Source organism: Thalassospira sp. MCCC 1A02491, assembly GCF_001613785.1.
In the GTDB taxonomy this organism is placed as follows: domain Bacteria; phylum Pseudomonadota; class Alphaproteobacteria; order Rhodospirillales; family Thalassospiraceae; genus Thalassospira; species Thalassospira povalilytica.
In genome coordinates, this window is sequence record NZ_LPVX01000030.1 from 177,000 (window position 1) to 193,875 (window position 16,876).

General features: G+C 54.7%; 15 protein-coding genes. 11 read left to right on the forward strand and 4 right to left on the reverse strand.

Annotated elements, in window-relative coordinates:
- Window positions 1–11 precede the first annotated feature (11 nt).
- The 9 genes from AUQ42_RS12255 (at window position 12) to AUQ42_RS12295 (ending at window position 10,375) form a co-directional block, all read left to right on the forward strand.
- A complete protein-coding gene (locus tag AUQ42_RS12255) occupies window positions 12–1,166 on the forward strand; it encodes a glycosyltransferase family 4 protein (protein WP_068519362.1) in 1,155 nt (384 codons plus the stop codon).
- A complete protein-coding gene (locus tag AUQ42_RS12260; RefSeq protein ID WP_068519363.1) occupies window positions 1,163–1,765 on the forward strand; it encodes a histidine phosphatase family protein in 603 nt (200 codons plus the stop codon). The genes AUQ42_RS12255 and AUQ42_RS12260 overlap by 4 nt, the downstream gene beginning before the upstream one ends.
- A complete protein-coding gene (locus AUQ42_RS12265) occupies window positions 1,765–2,895 on the forward strand; it encodes a glycosyltransferase family protein (protein WP_068519364.1) in 1,131 nt (376 codons plus the stop codon). The genes AUQ42_RS12260 and AUQ42_RS12265 overlap by 1 nt, the downstream gene beginning before the upstream one ends.
- A complete protein-coding gene (locus AUQ42_RS12270) occupies window positions 2,892–3,650 on the forward strand; it encodes a polysaccharide deacetylase family protein (protein ID WP_068519365.1) in 759 nt (252 codons plus the stop codon). Before AUQ42_RS12265 ends, AUQ42_RS12270 begins: the two co-directional genes overlap by 4 nt.
- Window positions 3,641–4,279 (forward strand): hypothetical protein, encoded by a 639-nt coding sequence (locus tag AUQ42_RS12275; RefSeq protein WP_068519366.1) that lies wholly within the window; start codon window positions 3,641–3,643, stop codon window positions 4,277–4,279. The genes AUQ42_RS12270 and AUQ42_RS12275 overlap by 10 nt, the downstream gene beginning before the upstream one ends.
- The gene (locus AUQ42_RS12280) at window positions 4,276–6,204 is read left to right on the forward strand and encodes an ABC transporter ATP-binding protein (protein ID WP_068519367.1); all 1,929 of its coding nucleotides are present in this window, start codon (window positions 4,276–4,278) and stop codon (window positions 6,202–6,204) included. Before AUQ42_RS12275 ends, AUQ42_RS12280 begins: the two co-directional genes overlap by 4 nt.
- The gene (locus AUQ42_RS12285; protein ID WP_068519368.1) at window positions 6,201–8,132 is read left to right on the forward strand and encodes an ABC transporter substrate-binding protein; all 1,932 of its coding nucleotides are present in this window, start codon (window positions 6,201–6,203) and stop codon (window positions 8,130–8,132) included. The genes AUQ42_RS12280 and AUQ42_RS12285 overlap by 4 nt, the downstream gene beginning before the upstream one ends.
- Before the next feature lie 78 nt (window positions 8,133–8,210).
- Window positions 8,211–9,209: an ABC transporter permease gene (locus AUQ42_RS12290; protein ID WP_068519369.1), complete on the forward strand. Its 999-nt coding sequence runs from the start codon at window positions 8,211–8,213 to the stop codon at window positions 9,207–9,209.
- Window positions 9,206–10,375: an ABC transporter permease gene (locus tag AUQ42_RS12295; RefSeq protein ID WP_068519370.1), complete on the forward strand. Its 1,170-nt coding sequence runs from the start codon at window positions 9,206–9,208 to the stop codon at window positions 10,373–10,375. The genes AUQ42_RS12290 and AUQ42_RS12295 overlap by 4 nt, the downstream gene beginning before the upstream one ends.
- 83 nt (window positions 10,376–10,458) lie before the next feature.
- Here AUQ42_RS12295 and AUQ42_RS12300 read toward each other — a convergent pair whose 3' ends face one another.
- The 4 genes from AUQ42_RS12300 to dusA all read right to left on the reverse strand — a co-directional run bounded on the left by AUQ42_RS12300 (window position 10,459) and on the right by dusA (window position 15,632).
- Window positions 10,459–11,265 carry a class I SAM-dependent methyltransferase gene (locus tag AUQ42_RS12300; RefSeq protein ID WP_231856755.1) on the reverse strand — a complete coding sequence of 269 codons (807 nt, stop codon included), beginning with the start codon at window positions 11,263–11,265 and terminating at the stop codon, window positions 10,459–10,461.
- Window positions 11,266–11,380: 115 nt separating this feature from the next.
- Entirely contained in the window at window positions 11,381–12,589 is a 1,209-nt protein-coding gene (locus AUQ42_RS12305; RefSeq protein WP_068519372.1) for a 3-phenylpropionate MFS transporter, read from the reverse strand.
- Window positions 12,586–14,640, reverse strand: a complete 2,055-nt coding sequence (mnmC, locus tag AUQ42_RS12310; RefSeq protein ID WP_068519373.1) for a bifunctional tRNA (5-methylaminomethyl-2-thiouridine)(34)-methyltransferase MnmD/FAD-dependent 5-carboxymethylaminomethyl-2-thiouridine(34) oxidoreductase MnmC — start codon at window positions 14,638–14,640, stop codon at window positions 12,586–12,588. Before mnmC ends, AUQ42_RS12305 begins: the two co-directional genes overlap by 4 nt.
- The gene (gene dusA / locus AUQ42_RS12315; RefSeq protein WP_068519374.1) at window positions 14,637–15,632 is read right to left on the reverse strand and encodes a tRNA dihydrouridine(20/20a) synthase DusA; all 996 of its coding nucleotides are present in this window, start codon (window positions 15,630–15,632) and stop codon (window positions 14,637–14,639) included. The genes mnmC and dusA overlap by 4 nt, the downstream gene beginning before the upstream one ends.
- Window positions 15,633–15,775: 143 nt before the next feature.
- Here dusA and AUQ42_RS12320 point away from each other — a divergent pair, with 143 nt between their 5' ends.
- Together AUQ42_RS12320 and AUQ42_RS12325 are read left to right on the forward strand one after the other, a co-directional pair.
- Window positions 15,776–16,129, forward strand: a complete 354-nt coding sequence (locus tag AUQ42_RS12320; RefSeq protein ID WP_068519375.1) for an ArsC/Spx/MgsR family protein — start codon at window positions 15,776–15,778, stop codon at window positions 16,127–16,129.
- An 11-nt stretch (window positions 16,130–16,140) separates the two neighbouring features.
- Window positions 16,141–16,815 (forward strand): HAD family phosphatase, encoded by a 675-nt coding sequence (locus AUQ42_RS12325; protein ID WP_068519376.1) that lies wholly within the window; start codon window positions 16,141–16,143, stop codon window positions 16,813–16,815.
- The last annotated feature ends 61 nt before the right edge of the window (window positions 16,816–16,876 follow it).

Consider the following 16,876-nt stretch of genomic DNA (forward strand, 5'->3'; position numbering starts at 1 on the left):
GAGGCACGCGTTTGCAGGTTGCCTTTTATGCACCGCTGAAGCCAGTTGACCATCCGGTCCCGTCGGGTGACCGGCTTTTGGCGCGCCTGTTATGTGATGCGCTGCGCCATGCGGACATGAATGTCGATATTGCGGCGCGACTGCGCAGCCGGGTGGCGGATGGCAGTGTTCTGAAACAGGCCCGGCTTGCCGAACTTGGTACGAAACTGGCCGGGCGCTTGTTACGCCAATATCAATCAGGCTTTCGCCCGCGTCCCGATGTCTGGTTTACCTATCATCTGTATTACAAGGCCCCGGACTGGATCGGGCCGATTGTCGCCAGTGCCCTTGATATTCCCTATGTCGTGGCCGAGGCATCCTTTGCACCCAAACGTGCTGGTGGTCCCTGGGCGCAAAGTCATGCGGCGGTTGAAACCGCGTTGCGCCATAGTCGCGCGGTCTTTTCGCTTAACCGTTCAGACATGGTTTGCCTGCGCGATATTTGCCCCGACGAGGCCCTGCATTTTATTGCCCCGTTTACCCATGTTGAAAACTGGCAGATTTCCGACCGCCCATCGGTTGATCCCGCCTGTATTCGTCTTGTCACCACAGCGATGATGCGCGATGGCGACAAGCTTAGATCATTTGACCTCCTTGCGCGGTCATTGGGGCGGTTGTTGCGTGATGGAGTAGGGAACTGGCACCTGACCGTGATCGGGGATGGCCCGGCCCGCGACCGGGCCGAGGCGATGTTTGATCATGCCGGCATTACCCAAAACCATGTCACGTTGGCGGGCCTATGTGTGCCTGATCAGACGCGCGACATTCTGGGGCAATCCGATCTTTTTGTCTGGCCGGCAATTAACGAGGCTTTCGGGATGGCGATGCTCGAAGCACAAGCAGCAGGGTTGCCCGTGCTGGCCGGGGATGCCGGGGGTGTTTCGGGGATCGTTTCCAATGGTGTGACCGGCTGGCTGGTTCCGCCGGGGGACGAGGATGCCTTTACCAATCGGCTTGCGCAATGTCTTGGCACGGACATATCGGCCCTGCGGTCCTTTGGGGCGGCCGGGGAATCAAAGGCAGTACAACATCACACAGTTTCAGCCGCATCGGACATTCTGGGCACGACATTGCGCGCGATTGTGGGTGATCATGCAGCGCAGATCCCGGGAAAGGACGGCGCATGAAAGCGGTTCGGTTCGCGTTGCTGCGTCACGGGGTTACGGACTGGAATGCCCAAAAACGTATTCAGGGCCATTCCGACATATCGCTTCGCCCCGAAACGGTCGCAGCCTATCACGACAAAGCCTTGCCCGCGTTATGGCAAAATGTTCCATGGTATTGCACACCGCTGAAACGCACGCGTGAAACGGCCGATGCACTGGGCATCAAAACGGTCGATTTCGCGCAGTCGCTGATCGAAATGAACTGGGGATCATGGGAAGGGCGCAAGCTTGCCGATTTGCGGACCGAACTGGGCGATGCCATGCGGGACAATGAAGACCGCGGCTGGGACTTCCGGCCCGAAGGGGGCGAAAGTCCCAGGGACGTCGTCAGGCGTGTGGAAGACTTCCTGAAAGCCTGTTCAGATACGGTCTTTGGTGCCGTGACCCACAAGGGGGTTATTCGCGCGGTTTATGCCGCGGCCAAACCATGGAACATGATGGGGAAGTGCCCGGACAAGCTCGATTGGGATTGCCTTCATGTTTTTGACTGGTCGGATCGTGACGGGTTTTCAATCTGCAATCTGAATGTGCCCCTGGTCGCGCGAACAAAGGAAACCTGATGGCAGACGTTTTTGTCTATGTGCAGCATCTTTTGGGGATTGGTCATGTTCGCCGGATGGCCCTAATCAACCGTGCGATCCATGACCGCGGGCTTTCGGTTATGGTCGCAAGTGGCGGGGTTCCCGATGCCGGACTTGATTTTACAGCAGATCAGGTTGTGCAGCTGTCGCCGTGCAAAACAGCAGACAGCAGCTTTTCGACCCTTGTCGACCCCAAGGGCAATCGTCTTGGCGATGACTGGAAAGAAACGCGCAAGGCCGAATTGCTGACGGCTTTTGTCGATGCCAGACCCAAGCTGCTATTGGTCGAGATGTTCCCGTTTGGACGCCGGGCATTTCGATTTGAACTGATCCCGTTATTCGAGGCCGCAAAGGCCGCGGGAATTCCGGTTGTCTGTTCCGTGCGTGATCTTCTGGTCCGCAAAAAGGACCCGGCAAAAACGCAGTGGATGGCAACCATCGCCAGAAAGTACCTGACAAGGGTGCTGGTACATGGTGATCCGAACGTGTTTGATTTCGCACACAGCTTTGAATGTGCCGACCAGATTGCCGATTTGATCACGCATACCGGATACGTCGCAGCCGATCCCGGTATAAAAATAACTGAATCACGGTCGGGGGTTCTGGTATCTGCCGGCGGTGGTGCGGTTGGCGCGGAGCTGATTGAACTTGCCATTGCTGCACGCCAGTATTCCGGGGCCTACGGGCAGGCGAAATGGGATATCGTTGCCGGACCGCATTTCCCACAGGACCGGCTTAACAAGATTGCGTCAACGTTGCCTGACGGGGTCGAACTTCACCGCTTTCTGCCTGATTTCCGCGAACGGATGGCAAAGGCCGCTGTATCGGTGTCACAAGCCGGATATAATACGCTGATGGACGTGCTGTCGACGGCGACACCGGCTGTTATGGTGCCGTTTGCAGATGGCGGTGAAAGCGAACAGACAGAGCGCGCAGAAATTCTTTCAAAAGAAGGGGTTATTTCCCTGCTTGATCTTGATGGCCTGTCTGCGCAATCATTGGCAAAATACATAGATCGCGCCAGCCAACCGGCAAATGTCAAAATTGCCCTGGATGGCGCGCAAAAAACTGCGGCAATTATCGCAGGGATGATTAAGGGGCAGGTATGAGCAGTTGGGATCATTTGCGCACGGAGCTTGATCTGTGGCAGGCCGCAGGGCGCGTTGCCACGGCCTGGTGGCGCGATGATGATGCCGTGACCGTGACCCCGGAACTCGAAACCCTTCTTTCGTTTGAACAGAATTACAAGGTGCCCTTGGCACTGGCGGTCATCCCGGCCAACCTGCAGGATGATCTGGTTGAACGGCTGGCCGAAACACTTGATACCCGCGTTTTGCAGCATGGCTGGTCCCATCAGAACCACATGCCCGAAGGTCGCAAGAAACAGGAACTCGATGATGTTCGCGATATCGGTGCGGTGGTTGCGGACTTGCGACAGGGGTTTCACGTGCTGGAATCGCGGTTCGGAAACCGTTTCCTGCCGGTAATGGTGCCGCCATGGAACCGCATTGCAGATGATGTTGTGGCCGTGCTGCATTCACTTGGTTTTTGTGGGCTTAGCACCTTTAACCCGCGCAAAGTAGCCGAACCTGACAAGGGCCTGATACAGGTTAACACCCATGTCGATGTCATTGACTGGCGCGGGTCGCGCGGATTTGTCGGCGAAGACGCCGCCCTTGGCACCATGGTGTCGCATCTGGCGGCCCGGCGTACAGGGCAGGTCGACAAGGCCGAGCCAACCGGCATTTTGACCCACCATCTTGTCCATGATCGCGCCACCACGAAGTTTCTCGATAATTTGTTTTCAATGGAACATTCAGCATTGAGCTGGCTTAGAATTCCTGGAGTATTTCCATGGCAATAAGGCCCAGAAATCATATCGAAGCGGAACCGGTGGACGCGCCAGAAGCGGCCCAGAATGCCGATCCTGTCAAACCGGCGGGTGTCGGTGACAGCGACGTTCAGATGATGTCCTATCCACCCAAACTGATGGCACCGGATCTGGCGAAATCGATTGTCGGTTTGCTGATTTGCGGTGTGATCGCGCTGATCCCTGACATGCTTGAAATCATTCAGTGGACGGCGGCCGGGCTGGCATTGTTGTTTGTGTTCTATTTTGCGCGAACATTGATCCGGTTCCAGTCAAAGCTTTTTGTTTCGGAATATGGCATTCGTCTTTCAAGCCTTCGGGGCGGGACCGCTTTTGCCTGGCCGGAACTTTCGAAATTCCGTCTGCGTTATTTCAGCACCAAACGCGATGGCAACAAAGGCTGGTTTGAACTGACTCTTCATGCCGGTGAAACCAAAATTGTCGCAGAATCAACACTGGACGGTTTTGATGATCTGCTTGAAATTTCACGGGATTGGGCGAAAGATAACCAACTTCTGGTCGATGATGTGACAAGAACAAACCTGATGCGCATGGATGAGGCCGAAACACTGGTTCAGGCCGCCGCAGCCGAGCGTACAAATGGTGGTGCCAAACGAACATGACTGACATTCTGCGTATCAAGGATCTGAAAGTTGAGTTTGTCTTGCCGCATATGCGCGTCAAGGCCGTCGAAAACGTTAGCTTTCGCATCGGTGCGCAAGAAACTGTCGCTTTGGTCGGGGAATCCGGTTCGGGCAAAAGCACGATCTCCCAGGCTATTATGGGACTGCTGCCCAAAACAGCGCAGATCACCAAAGGATCAATTATCTTTGCCGACCCGAAAAAGCCGGGGACGCGGGTTGATCTTGCCATGCTTGATCGTTCGGGCGCAGAAATGCGCGCGATCCGCGGTGGCCGTATTTCCATGATTTTTCAGGAACCGATGAGTTCGCTGTCACCATTGCATACCATTGGTGACCAGATCTGCGAGGCCGTGCGCCTGCATCGCAAGGTCGGCCGGGCAGAGGCCAAAGAACTTGCTGTTGAAATGCTGACACTGATCGGCTTTCCCCATCCCAAGCGGGCCTTGAAAACATATCCATTCGAACTGTCGGGTGGTTTGCGCCAACGCGCGATGATTGCCATGGCCATGGTGTGCCGTCCCGCACTTCTGGTTGCGGATGAACCGACAACCGCCCTTGATGTCACGATTCAGGCGCAAATTCTGCGGCTGATCAAGGATGTGCAAAAAGAACTGCAAATGTCGGTTTTGCTGATCACCCATGATCTTGGTGTGGTGGCAAACATGGCGGACCGCATGGTGGTGGTCTATGACGGCCGCGTTGTTGAATCCGGCAAAACCGATGATGTCTTTATCAATCCGGGGCATGCCTATACGCAATCGCTTCTGGCGGCTGTTCCGCATTTTGATATGGGGCCGGATGAACGGTTGCGTCCGCTTCGGGAAATCAAACCGAAAACCGGTAGTCTGCTTGCCGAAAGCAGCCAGCAAGAAAGCGCGCGTGATACATCCGATGTTCCGCCGTCACTGGCCCTGCATCCGGCGATGGCAAGTGAACCGGTTCTGTCGGTCCGCCATCTCAGCAAAAGCTTCACCACGCGCAAGGGCAACTGGATCAAATCCGAACAACACCTGATCCCTGCTGTTGCGGATGTGTCGCTGACGGTCAATCGCGGGGAATGTGTCGGGCTGGTCGGTGAAAGCGGCTGTGGGAAGACAACGCTTTCAAAGCTGATCATGCGGGCAATGGACCCGGACGAAGGGTCCATTCTTTTCCGCGGTGAAAGCGGCCAGATGACCGAATTGACCGGACTTGATGAAGATCAGCTCAACCCGTATCGCAAACGGATACAATTCGTGTTTCAGGATCCGTTCGGGTCCCTTAATCCACGCATGACGGTTCAGGATATCATTACCGAACCGATGTTGATCCACGGGGTGGGTGATGCGGAATATCGCAAGAATATGGTCCTTGAACTGATGGATCTGGTCGGGCTTGATCCACGCTTTCTAAGCCGGTATCCGCACAGTTTTTCCGGCGGACAGCGCCAGCGTATTGGCATTGCCCGCGCGCTGAGCCTTAAGCCCGATCTGTTGATTTTTGATGAGCCGACATCCGCACTTGATGTATCGGTTCAGGCGCAAATTCTTAATCTTTTGAAAGATTTGCAGCGTGACCTTAATCTGACATATCTGTTTATTTCGCATAACCTTGCAGTTGTCGATTATATCGCGGACCGGATTGCGGTGATGTGTGCCGGGCGAATTGTTGAATCCGCACCGCGCGAACAGTTGTTCCGTAATCCGTTGCATCCCTATACCCAGGCCTTGCTCAATGCTGTGCCGTTTGCCGATCTGGAACATCTGCTTGATTTCGATAAAATCGTTGATGGCAAGGCATCCGATCCGGCACGCTGGCCTGCACCCTTTACGATCAATGACACCAGTGCACCCAAAATGATGCAATTCGCCGAAGACCATTTTGTGCGTGCCGAACGTGCCGATTTCACGGAGATCGCAATATGATCAAGCTTTGTGCCAGTTCAGCTGTATCAGCCCGCCGTCTGTTCGGTGGTCTGATGATGGGGATGGGGCTTGTCGGGACCAGCTTGTTGCCAACCGGCGCAAAGGCAGAAGTCCCGTATTTTGAAGACGCGGTTGCCAAGGGCACCTTGCCGCCAATGTTGCAGCGGCTTCCTGAACATCCCAATGTCATTGATTTCGGTGCCGAAGGCAAAACAGTCGGAAAATATGGCGGTGAATTTGTCACCATCATGGGCCGGTCCAAGGATATCCGCATGGCGGTTGTTTATGGCTATGCGCGCTTGGTGGGCTATGACCAGGATCTGAACCTGCAACCCGATATTCTTGAGGCACTTGACGTTAACGAGGAGGGCAATGTTTTCACCCTTCATCTGCGCAAGGGTCACAAATGGTCGGATGGTGCGCCCTTTACGGCCGAAGATTTCCGGTATTACTGGGAAGATATCGTCAATAATGATGAATTGTTCCCGGTCGGCCCGCCACGCTTCCTGTTCGTTGGTGATGAACCGGCAAGTTTCGAAGTCATTGATGAATACACGGTGCGTTACAGCTGGTCGCGGCCCAATCCGTTCTTCCTGACCGAGTTGGCAGCGACCCGTCCGCCATTCATCTACCGTCCGGCCCATTATCTTAAGCAGTTTCACGAAAAATACCGGGATGCGGCAGAACTGGACGCATTGGTGCAGGAACGTGGTCTGCGCAGCTGGGCGGTGTTGCATACCGACATGGACCGTCCCTACAAACTTTCAAATATCGACCGTCCGTCCCTCGAACCGTGGTTGATCACGACCGAGGAACCGTCCGACCGGTTCGTTTTTGTGCGCAACCCGTATTATCATCGTGTCGATCCCGAAGGGAACCAGTTGCCCTATATCGACCGGATGATCTTCAATATTTCCAATTCCAAACTGGTCCCGGCAAAGGTCGGTGCCGGTGAAGTCGATTTGCAAAGCCGCATTCTGTCGCTTAAGGACTATACGTTCCTTAAACAGTCCGAAGCCAAACAGAACTATCAGGTGCGTTTGTGGGATGTCGGGGCGGGGGCCTATGCTGCGCTTTATCCCAACCTGACATGCAGCGACCCGGTGTGGCGCGATGTCATTCGCGATGTGCGGTTCCGCCGTGCGCTTTCACTGGGCATCAACCGGACCGAAATCAACCGCGTTCTGTTCTTTGGTCTAGCACAGCCGACGAATAATACGGTTCTGCCCAAAAGCCCGCTTTTCAAACCGGAATATCGCGAAAACTTTATAAAATTCGACGTCAAGGCGGCAAACGCCCTGCTGGACGAAATGGGGCTGGACAAGCGTGACGGTGATGGCATCCGTTTGCTGCCTGATGGTCGTCCGATGGAAATCATCGTCGAAACCACCGGCGAAAATCCCGAACATGACGACATGCTTGAACTGATCGGTGACAGCTGGCGCAAGATCGGCGTTAAAATGTATATCAAGGGACTTCAACGCGAAGTCCTGCGTAACCGCGCCTATAGCGGCGAGACGATCATGTCGATCTTTAACGGTGTTGATAACGGTCTTGCCACCGCGAACTCGGTGCCGTCCGAATTCGTACCGGTACAGCAAGACAGCCTGCAATGGCCGAAATGGGGCCAATATTATCAAACCAACGGCGAGGCCGGCGAAGCACCTGACATGCCGGCTGCTCGGGAATTGATGGACCTTTACAATAAATGGCAGTCCAGCAATGAAAAGGGCCGCAAGGAAGCCTGGCAGGGTATTCTGGATATCAATTCAGAAAACATGTTTTCGATCGGTCTGATCGGAAACGTGCCGCAGCCTGTCGTGGTCGACAAGGATCTGCGCAACGTACCGGAAAAAGGCATTCACAGTTGGGAACCGGGCGCATTCTTTGGCATGTATCGTCCAGACACATTCTGGTGGGACAGATAAGCCTGACATACTGATAACAAGACGTTTTGTTGCCAACGAGGGAAGGGCGCAAAACGACACGGGGGAGCGATTTCGCCGATGCTGACTTTTTTGGCAAGACGGCTTTTTGTAATGGTACCGACACTGATCCTGATCAGTGTGCTGGTATTCGTGATCATTCAGCTCCCGCCCGGGGATTTTCTGAGCACCTATCTCAATGAACTTCAGGCCCAGGGCGAGGCCGTCGATCCGGCAAAGATCGAATTTCTCAAACGGCAATACGGGCTCGATCAACCGATCTATGTGCAATATGCCGAATGGGCGTGGGGGTTGTTGCACGGTGATCTCGGCTTCTCGTTTGAATATAACCTTCCGGTAAGTGACGTGGTCGGCGACCGGTTGTGGTTGTCGATGGTGCTCAATTTCAGCACGGTCATTTTCATCTATATCGTAAGTTTCCCGATCGGGATCTATTCCGCGACACGGCAATATAGCTGGGGCGATTATGGGTTTACCCTTTTGGGCTTCCTCGGCCTCGCAATGCCGAACTTCCTGTTTGCCCTGATCCTGCTTTATTACGCCAATGTGGTCTTCGGGACGTCGATCGGTGGTCTGATGGATCCGGAATTCATCAATCAGGGCTGGTCATTTGCCAAAATCATGTCCGTTGCCGAACATCTTTGGGCGCCGGTCGTGGTGATCGGCACGTCGGGGACCGCATCGATGATCCGGCGGTTGCGTGCCAATCTGCTTGATGAACTCGGCAAACAATATGTCGTTACCGCCCATGCCAAGGGCCTTTCACCGACCAAGGTGCTGTTCAAATATCCGCTGCGCATGGCACTTAACCCGTTTATTGCCGATATTGGCAATATCCTGCCACAGGTGGTGTCGGGCTCGGTGCTGGTATCGGTGGTGATGTCCTTGCCAACCACCGGGCCGATGTTGCTTGCCGCGTTGCAAAGTCAGGACATGTATCTGGCCGGGTCGTTCCTGATGTTTCTGGCGTTGCTGACGGTTGTTGGCATGTTCATTTCTGACGTATTGCTGGCCTGGCTTGATCCCCGCATTCGCTTGCAGGGAGGTGTCTCCAAATGACGACGGATGACAACAAGCGCAACGAACATTTTGTTGATACCGCGCCCTTTGATCCCTGGGACCGCGAAGCTCTGACGCCGGAACAGGAAAAATACTATCTCGCATCGCAATGGCAATTGATGTGGTGGCGTCTTAAACGTCACCGGCTGGCGTATTTTTCTCTGATCATTCTGGCGATCATGTATGCCTCGGTGTTCATCGTCGAGTTTATCGCCCCCTATGCGCAGGAAACGCGCAATTCGGAATTCATCCATCACCCGCCACAGGCAATCCACCTGTTCCATGACGGGGAGTTCGTCGGGCCATTTACCTATGGCACGGATTTCTCGGTGGATATGGAAACGCTGAAGCCGACCTATACGACCAATATGGACCGTGTTGATCCTGTCAGGTTCTTCTGTTCGGGGGATGAATATGAATTCTGGGGCATGGTGGATATGGATTTCCATTTCGTCTGTCCATCGGAAGACGGGACATTGTTCATCTTTGGAACGGACCGGCTTGGACGCGACATGTTTTCGCGCATGGTGTATGGCGCGCGCGTGTCGTTGACCATCGGACTGGTGGGGATTTCGGTCAGTTTCCTTCTGGGGATCCTGATTGGAGGTGCGGCTGGCTATTACGGGGGATGGGTGGATGCCACGGCACAGCGTGCCATTGAAGTCATCCGATCATTGCCCGAAATCCCGCTTTGGATGGCGCTGTCGGCAGCCTTGCCCGTAACCTGGAGCCCGATCCTGATCTATTTCGGGATCACCATCATTCTCGGACTGATTGACTGGACCGGGCTTGCACGTGCGGTACGTTCAAAACTTCTGGCCCTGCGTGAAGAAGACTATGCCCTTGCCGCACGCTTGATGGGGGCAAAGCCCAAACGCATCATTGCCCGGCATCTGTTGCCGAATTTTGCAAGTCACCTGATTGCATCCGTGACGCTTTCAATTCCCAACATGATCCTTGGCGAAACCGCCCTCAGCTTCCTGGGGCTTGGCCTGCGTGCGCCGGTAACCAGTTGGGGCGTGCTTTTGAATGATGCTCAGAACATCAACGCCGTTGCCGTTTATCCGTGGTTGATGTTGCCTGTGGTGCCGGTGGTCATCGTTGTTCTGGCCTTCAACTTCCTTGGCGATGGCCTGCGCGATGCCGCGGATCCCTACAAGAACTAGGAAACCGCGACAACCTGTAACGACTTATAACATCAAAGGGCGGCCTGATCAGGCTGCCCTTTGATGTGTTCGGTGATATCTGTTTATCGTTTGCGCAGCCAAAGGCTGGTTTCATGTGCGCCGTCGGGCAGATGAATGCCATTGGCTATTGAATTTGTGACCAGATCATCAAGCCGGGTCGTGGCATAGGCGCTTGACCACATGATTTCAAATGCACCGCCCGCCAGCAACGCAGCAACGCCCTGTTGTTCGTTGTAGCCGCGCCATTGCCAGATTTCCGGATAGTCATCGGGCAGGGTGATGTCATGGATGTGAATGATCGTTCCGCTGGGCAGGATCGGAATAACCGATGAAAACAGCAAATCAACATCGGTGCCGGGCATCAGGATATGGCTGGAATCAATCGACAGGAAATCCGATCCGACAAGATCGCTAAACACGGTCTGGTCGGCTTTCTGGACAATGTTGCGCTCGATCGTGATCGGCAATTTAGCGATGTCGGCGCGCGGGGCGGGGTCAATGGCGTGAAACTGTGTCGGAAGATCGCCATCCTTGATGGCCCGGTAATAAAACCGTGTCGAATGACCCGATCCGATTTCTATGATCCGGTTGGGACGAAATTCGCGGGTAAAGACATAGGCCATCATCCCGTCAAGGCGCGGAAACCAGCTTTGCTGCCAGCGCGGTTCAGGCGGGGAGGCATTGCCAAAGCTGGCAAAGGCATCCTGATAAAGCGCAGCCTTGGTCAGCCAGGCTTTCATCGTCGGGGCGGCCTGTTCCATCATGGCTTCAATCGCCGGATATGTCGGCCGTCCGACCGCCTTTTGAGTTTCCGCGGCATAGCGATAAGGGATGAAATATCCCGCCGGTTCGGATCCGAAAAGCGTCATCAAACCGAGTTTCCAACGGCGCATTCTGCGTGAGAACGGCATCGACGTCATATTGGCAGTCCTTATGGTCAAACGGTTTGAATAGGGATTGTGCTGTTATGTGGTGCACAAGACATTAATCACAAAACGTTTTGTCTTCACCACGCCAGCTTCGCACAAGCCAGAAGGCGAATACCAGCGCAATCCCCGAAAGACCAGCCATGAAGTAATAGGCATGTGAACCAAATTGCTCATAAAGCGGCCCGGATGCCCAGATGCTGCTGCCCAGAAAAACACCCATCGACAATGTCGCCATCAGGCTTTGTGCGGATGTGGCAAGCTGTTGCGGGATGGCGCGCGCAATAAAGCTGACCGCTGCAAGATGGGTGATGCCAAATGTCATGGCATGAAGCGGCTGAACAAGCACGATCATCCAGACATTGTCGCTGGACCCCAAAACCGTCCAGCGCAGGATACCGGCCATCGCACCAAGCGAAAACAGAATGCCCGGATGGCGTCCGCGAACAAACCTACCTGCAACCGCAAACAGGACAATCTCGGCAACCACGCCGATTGACCAGAACATGCCGATCATTTCATGCGAATAACCGACCGATTCCCAATGGACAGAGGCAAAACTGTAATAGGTGCCATGTGCCCCCTGTGCAAAGCCGATGCAGCCCAGATAAACCAGAAACACCGGTTTGCGCAGCAAATAGATCAGGGATGACCCCGAACGCAACGGACGATCGGTTTGGGGATCGGGCATGCGGGTGGTGATGACAAAATTGACAATGCCGGCAATGAACAGCATCCAGACGATCCATTGCGTCGATGTCCCGTCCAGAACCCAGCCGGCACCGTATGACGCCACAATGAAGGCAAGCGACCCCCAAAGGCGGACACGCCCGTAATCAAGTTCCCGTGCCTTGCATTCATGCACGGTTATGGTCGTGCCAAGCGGCAATAGCGGCGAAAAGGTAAAACCGATTACCACCGATAACGCGGCAAGCCACCAGAAATTGCTTGAAACCGGAAAGGCCAGAATGGACAGCACATAAATGCCCGCCAGCCACAGCATCGGCGTTTTGCGATTGCCGGTGCGATCGGCGCGCTGTGCGATCAGCGGGTCGGCAAATACCCGCACCCAGTTGGGCAGGGACAAAAGAATGCCGATTTCACCGGCCGATAGTCCCTGCGCCTTCAGCCATACCGGCCAATAGGGCAGGAACACCCCCTGAATCAAAAACAGGCCAGAAAAAAACAGGGCAAGCACGGTCGCTGTTTTCATGCGATCCGGGTCTTTTTGCGGGGCGGCGTTCATTGTGGTGGCTTGGTCATTCATGTTGTGATCTGGCGACGTTTCAGCCCGCGAATGACAAAGCGTGCCGGATGTATGGCATCCATCAGGGATTTTTCCAAAGGCAACGGCATGGCGCAAATCTCGCTGGCAAGAATTTCGGCGGCAAGCGGGGCACCAATCAGTCCACGCGCCCCGAACCCGGTACAGATATACACGTCTTTGTGGTAAGGCGCACGGATATATCGCGCGCCTTTTTTCCCTTTATCTATATCGTGATAGCACGAAAGATAGCGGTCAAAATCCGGTGCAGGCCCGATCAGCGGCAAGTGATCGGCTGTGGTGGTGCGGACCGCCGCCCGACCGTCCAGTGTCTTACCCGACAAATGTTCAGACAGTGCTGGAAGGATTTTCGATAACTGTCTGATATTAAATGCATGATCGCTTTCGCGGAGATCTGTTTTGGCATCATCGCGCCCAAACGTTGCTCCGATCACGTGCATGCCGTCACGTTGGGGGGTGATATATCCCTTATAGCTTAGAACACAACGCATGTTAGCGCTAACATACGTCTCGGCCAATGCGTCGGCCGGGCAATAGGTGATCTGCCCGCGGACCGGGTTAAGGTGATCGGAAAGCCATCTGGTTTGGGCAAGGTTTGCGGTTTCGAGGGCACCGGCGATCACCACCGTATCAAACGGACCAAATTCGCGGCCATCGTTGCTGCGCAGTCGCTTGCCATCCGGGGTATCAATGATTTCGGAAATACAGGTCGCAAGCTGACATTCGATATCTGCTGTCAGGGCGCGGACAAAAGATGGCGGATGGACCCATCCGGCAGAAGGATAGAACAGTCCATCCATCGGAACCGGAATGCCGAGCATGTTGCTGGCTTCATCGCTGGTCATGGCCCGAACGAGATCGGGTTTGTCATGCAAGCGGGCGATCAGGCCGTCAAGACGTTCACGTTTGCGCGGACTGGTGGCAAGGTCCAGCACCCCGCAAAAATCGGCCTCGACCTTGCCCTGGTCGGCCAGGCGTTTGACCATGCGATGACTGAACCGATACCCGGCCTCATAGAAACGGCCCATGATCGCGTGATCAACCGTCAGATATGGTTCAAGCATCCCGATCGGATTGCCCGATGCGGCTTGGGCAAGGTCGCGCTGCTGTTCGAACAACACCACCTTGCAGTCACGCTGATGCAGGGCATTCGCGCAGGCGGCACCGGCCATGCCGCCGCCAATGACGGCAACGGTTTTTGCTTTGGTTTTGGTCGCACCGGGCAGGTGAAACCACGGATCATCGGCAATTTCATAGCGTGCCTCATCATCGGCAAGTTCCGGTTGGCGGGCCGGAAGGTTTGCCGTGATCATGTCGCGCTTATAGGCAAAGCCTTTGCGTTTGCTGACCTCGAAACCGGAACCTTCCAGCCCGTCACGGGCAATGCGGGCGGCCGTAAAGGTCGCAAGTGTTGCACCGGCCGGGTTAGATGCCGCTGCCAGCGCCGCAAACAGGGACGGTTGCCACATGTCGGGATTGCGCGACGGGGCAAAGCCGTCAAGAAACCAGCAATCAATTGCCCCGGAATATCCCGACCAGCAGTCGATCGCATCCCCGATCAAAAGCGTCAGGGAGATGGCGCCATCAGCAAGGATAAATCGGTGAATACCGGGCAGCATCGTTTCATGGGGCCAGACTTCGCCAAGTTGTTCTGACAAGTCTGCCAGTTCCGGCCAGCTTCGATGCGCGCGGATCATGTCATCGCGCGATAACGGGTATTTTTCGACCGAAACAAAGTGCAGGCGTTTGGACCGATCCGGGTCCTGTGCCCAGCATTGCCACGCCGCCAGAAAATTCAGCCCGGTGCCAAATCCCGTTTCACCAATGGTAAAATTGTCTTTGCCTTGCCAGGCCGTCGGCAAATTGTTGCCATCGACGAATACATAATGTGTTTCAGCAAGCCCGTCTTTGGGATTGTAATAAACATCGCCAAAATGCGGGGAAAATGGGACATCGCCATCGCGCCAGGTTATCGCGCCGGCTTTGGTGGGGGCGTCATCTTCCCCGATGACGTCATCGTCCCGTACTGTCATGCAGACAGGGCCTCGTCATCACGTTCGGGCACCAGTGCCAGTGCTTCGCGCACGACTTCGGTTCCGGCACCTTTGCGATGGGCATTTTCGCTGAGATAACGACGCCATTGCTTAGCACCACGCATTTGCTGGAACAGGCCAAGCATGTGACGGGTGACATGACCAATGGTGGCATTTTCTTCGGTAAGATGTTGCTCGATATAGGGCAACATGGCTTCGACCACCTGATGACGGGTCAGCGGTTTGGCATCATCGCCATAAAAGCGACGGTCGACATCCGCCAGAATATAGGGGTTCTGATAGGCTTCGCGTCCGATCATCACACCATCAACATGTTTAAGGTGCTCTTCGGTTTCATCAAGCGTCTTGATGCCGCCATTGATCAGAATTTCGAGTTCCGGGAACTCCTGTTTAAGCTGATAGACCAACTCGTATTTCAGGGGCGGGACTTCGCGGTTTTCTTTGGGTGACAAACCTTTGAGCCAGGCCTTGCGGGCATGGACAATGAATGTTTTGCACCCGGCATTGGCAACGGTTTCGGTGAACCGTTTAAGGGATGGATAGTCTTCCTGATCATCAATACCGATCCGGTTTTTGACGGTAACCGGCGCGTCACTGGCAGCGATCATTGATTTGACGCAGTCGGCCACAACATCGGGTGTCCCCATCAGGCAAGCCCCGAACGCACCATTTTGCACCCGATCAGACGGGCAGCCGCAATTCAGATTAATCTCGTCATAGGCATATTGATTGGCGATGTCACAGGCACGTGCCAGATCATCCGGATCGCTGCCGCCAAGCTGAAGCGCAACCGGGTGTTCCGCCGCGTTGTAGCGCAGATGCCGGTCAACGCCGCCATGAATGATCGCGCCTGTTGTGACCATTTCGGTATAAAGCAACGTATGACGACTGATCTGGCGCAAGAAATAGCGATCATGTCGATCCGTCCAGTCCATCATCGGGGCGACGGAAATACGTCGATTAACAGTCATATGCCTACCGTTTGTGTTCAAAGCGGGTGAATGGGGTTGCCGTATTCCAAGCGCCGTCTTTATATAGGTTCAGGGATTAAGGGTCAAAACCGATTGAGCGATGCATGGCTGCATCCCGAGTTTGAAAATTAACAGGAATAGATATGGTCACGATTTACGGCATCAAGAATTGCGATACTGTCCGCAAAACCCTGAAATGGTTCGATGCACAAGGTGTTGAAAACAAATTGCATGATTTCCGTGCGGACGGCATTGATGCCAAAACCATCGAAGGATGGCTTGATGAAGTCGGTGGCGCGGTGCTGATCAATAAACGCGGGCCAAGCTATCGCAATCTGACTGATGCCGATAAGGCGACGCTGGAGCAGGGCGGGGCAAAGGCCGCAGAAATTCTTGCTGCCAACCCGACTGTGATCAAACGGCCGGTTGTTGATTTCGGTGCGACCCGTTCGGTCGCCTATGATGAAAAACGCTGGACGGAACTGGCGGGCCTTTAAGGGTATCTGACATGACAAAGCCGGTTATTCGTGGCGTGATCTTTGATTGCGACGGTGTTCTTGTGGACACGGAAACACTTGCCTGTCGTGTTCTGACCGAACAGCTGTGTGAATATGGCTGCGATATGGACATGACAAAGACCCATGATCTTTTCATCGGCGGGACGCTTGCGATGGTGCCCCCGAAAATGAAGGAACTGTTTGGCATCACCTTGCCAGAAGACTGGCTTGCGGAATGTTATGAACGGACCTTTGTGGCGTTTCGCAATGATCTGGAACCCTTTGCCGATCTGGGACCGATCCTTGATCTTCTTGATCACCACGGCATTCCGATGGCGGTTGGCAGTAACGGCCCCCACAACAAGATGGATGTTTCATTGGGCAAGGTCGGGATCAAGGATCGCTTCGGGGATCGGATCTGTTCGGCCCATGACGTCAAAAATGCCAAACCGCATCCGGATGTCTATTTGCTGGCGGCGGAAAGAATGGGACTGCCGATCACGGACTGCGTGGTCGTTGATGACAGCCAGAACGGGGTCAGGGCAGGCGTGGCATCGGGGGCAACAACCGTCGGGTTGGTTGACATCACACCGGCACAGTATCTGCGTGATGCCGGTGCTCATTTCATTGCCAATGATCACAAGGATTTGCACAGCCTGTTTGAAAGCTGGATCACAGCAGCCTGAATAACCGCCGATCACGGCAAAGATAAAAGGGCGGAACAGTATCACTGCTGTTCCGCCCTTG

Bases quoted from the DNA above. Each gene is read 5' to 3' on its own strand.
- dusA (WP_068519374.1), bottom strand. From the start codon at position 15,632: ATGACTGTTAATCGACGTATTTCCGTCGCCCCGATGATGGACTGGACG.
- AUQ42_RS12320 (WP_068519375.1), top strand. From the start codon at position 15,776: ATGGTCACGATTTACGGCATCAAGAATTGCGATACTGTCCGCAAAACC.
- AUQ42_RS12325 (WP_068519376.1), top strand. From the start codon at position 16,141: ATGACAAAGCCGGTTATTCGTGGCGTGATCTTTGATTGCGACGGTGTT.
- AUQ42_RS12265 (WP_068519364.1), top strand. From the start codon at position 1,765: ATGGCAGACGTTTTTGTCTATGTGCAGCATCTTTTGGGGATTGGTCAT.
- AUQ42_RS12290 (WP_068519369.1), top strand. From the start codon at position 8,211: ATGCTGACTTTTTTGGCAAGACGGCTTTTTGTAATGGTACCGACACTG.
- mnmC (WP_068519373.1), bottom strand. From the start codon at position 14,640: ATGACAGTACGGGACGATGACGTCATCGGGGAAGATGACGCCCCCACC.
- AUQ42_RS12270 (WP_068519365.1), top strand. From the start codon at position 2,892: ATGAGCAGTTGGGATCATTTGCGCACGGAGCTTGATCTGTGGCAGGCC.
- AUQ42_RS12280 (WP_068519367.1), top strand. From the start codon at position 4,276: ATGACTGACATTCTGCGTATCAAGGATCTGAAAGTTGAGTTTGTCTTG.
- AUQ42_RS12260 (WP_068519363.1), top strand. From the start codon at position 1,163: ATGAAAGCGGTTCGGTTCGCGTTGCTGCGTCACGGGGTTACGGACTGG.
- AUQ42_RS12305 (WP_068519372.1), bottom strand. From the start codon at position 12,589: ATGAATGACCAAGCCACCACAATGAACGCCGCCCCGCAAAAAGACCCG.
- AUQ42_RS12285 (WP_068519368.1), top strand. From the start codon at position 6,201: ATGATCAAGCTTTGTGCCAGTTCAGCTGTATCAGCCCGCCGTCTGTTC.
- AUQ42_RS12295 (WP_068519370.1), top strand. From the start codon at position 9,206: ATGACGACGGATGACAACAAGCGCAACGAACATTTTGTTGATACCGCG.
- AUQ42_RS12300 (WP_231856755.1), bottom strand. From the start codon at position 11,265: ATGACGCTTTTCGGATCCGAACCGGCGGGATATTTCATCCCTTATCGC.
- AUQ42_RS12275 (WP_068519366.1), top strand. From the start codon at position 3,641: ATGGCAATAAGGCCCAGAAATCATATCGAAGCGGAACCGGTGGACGCG.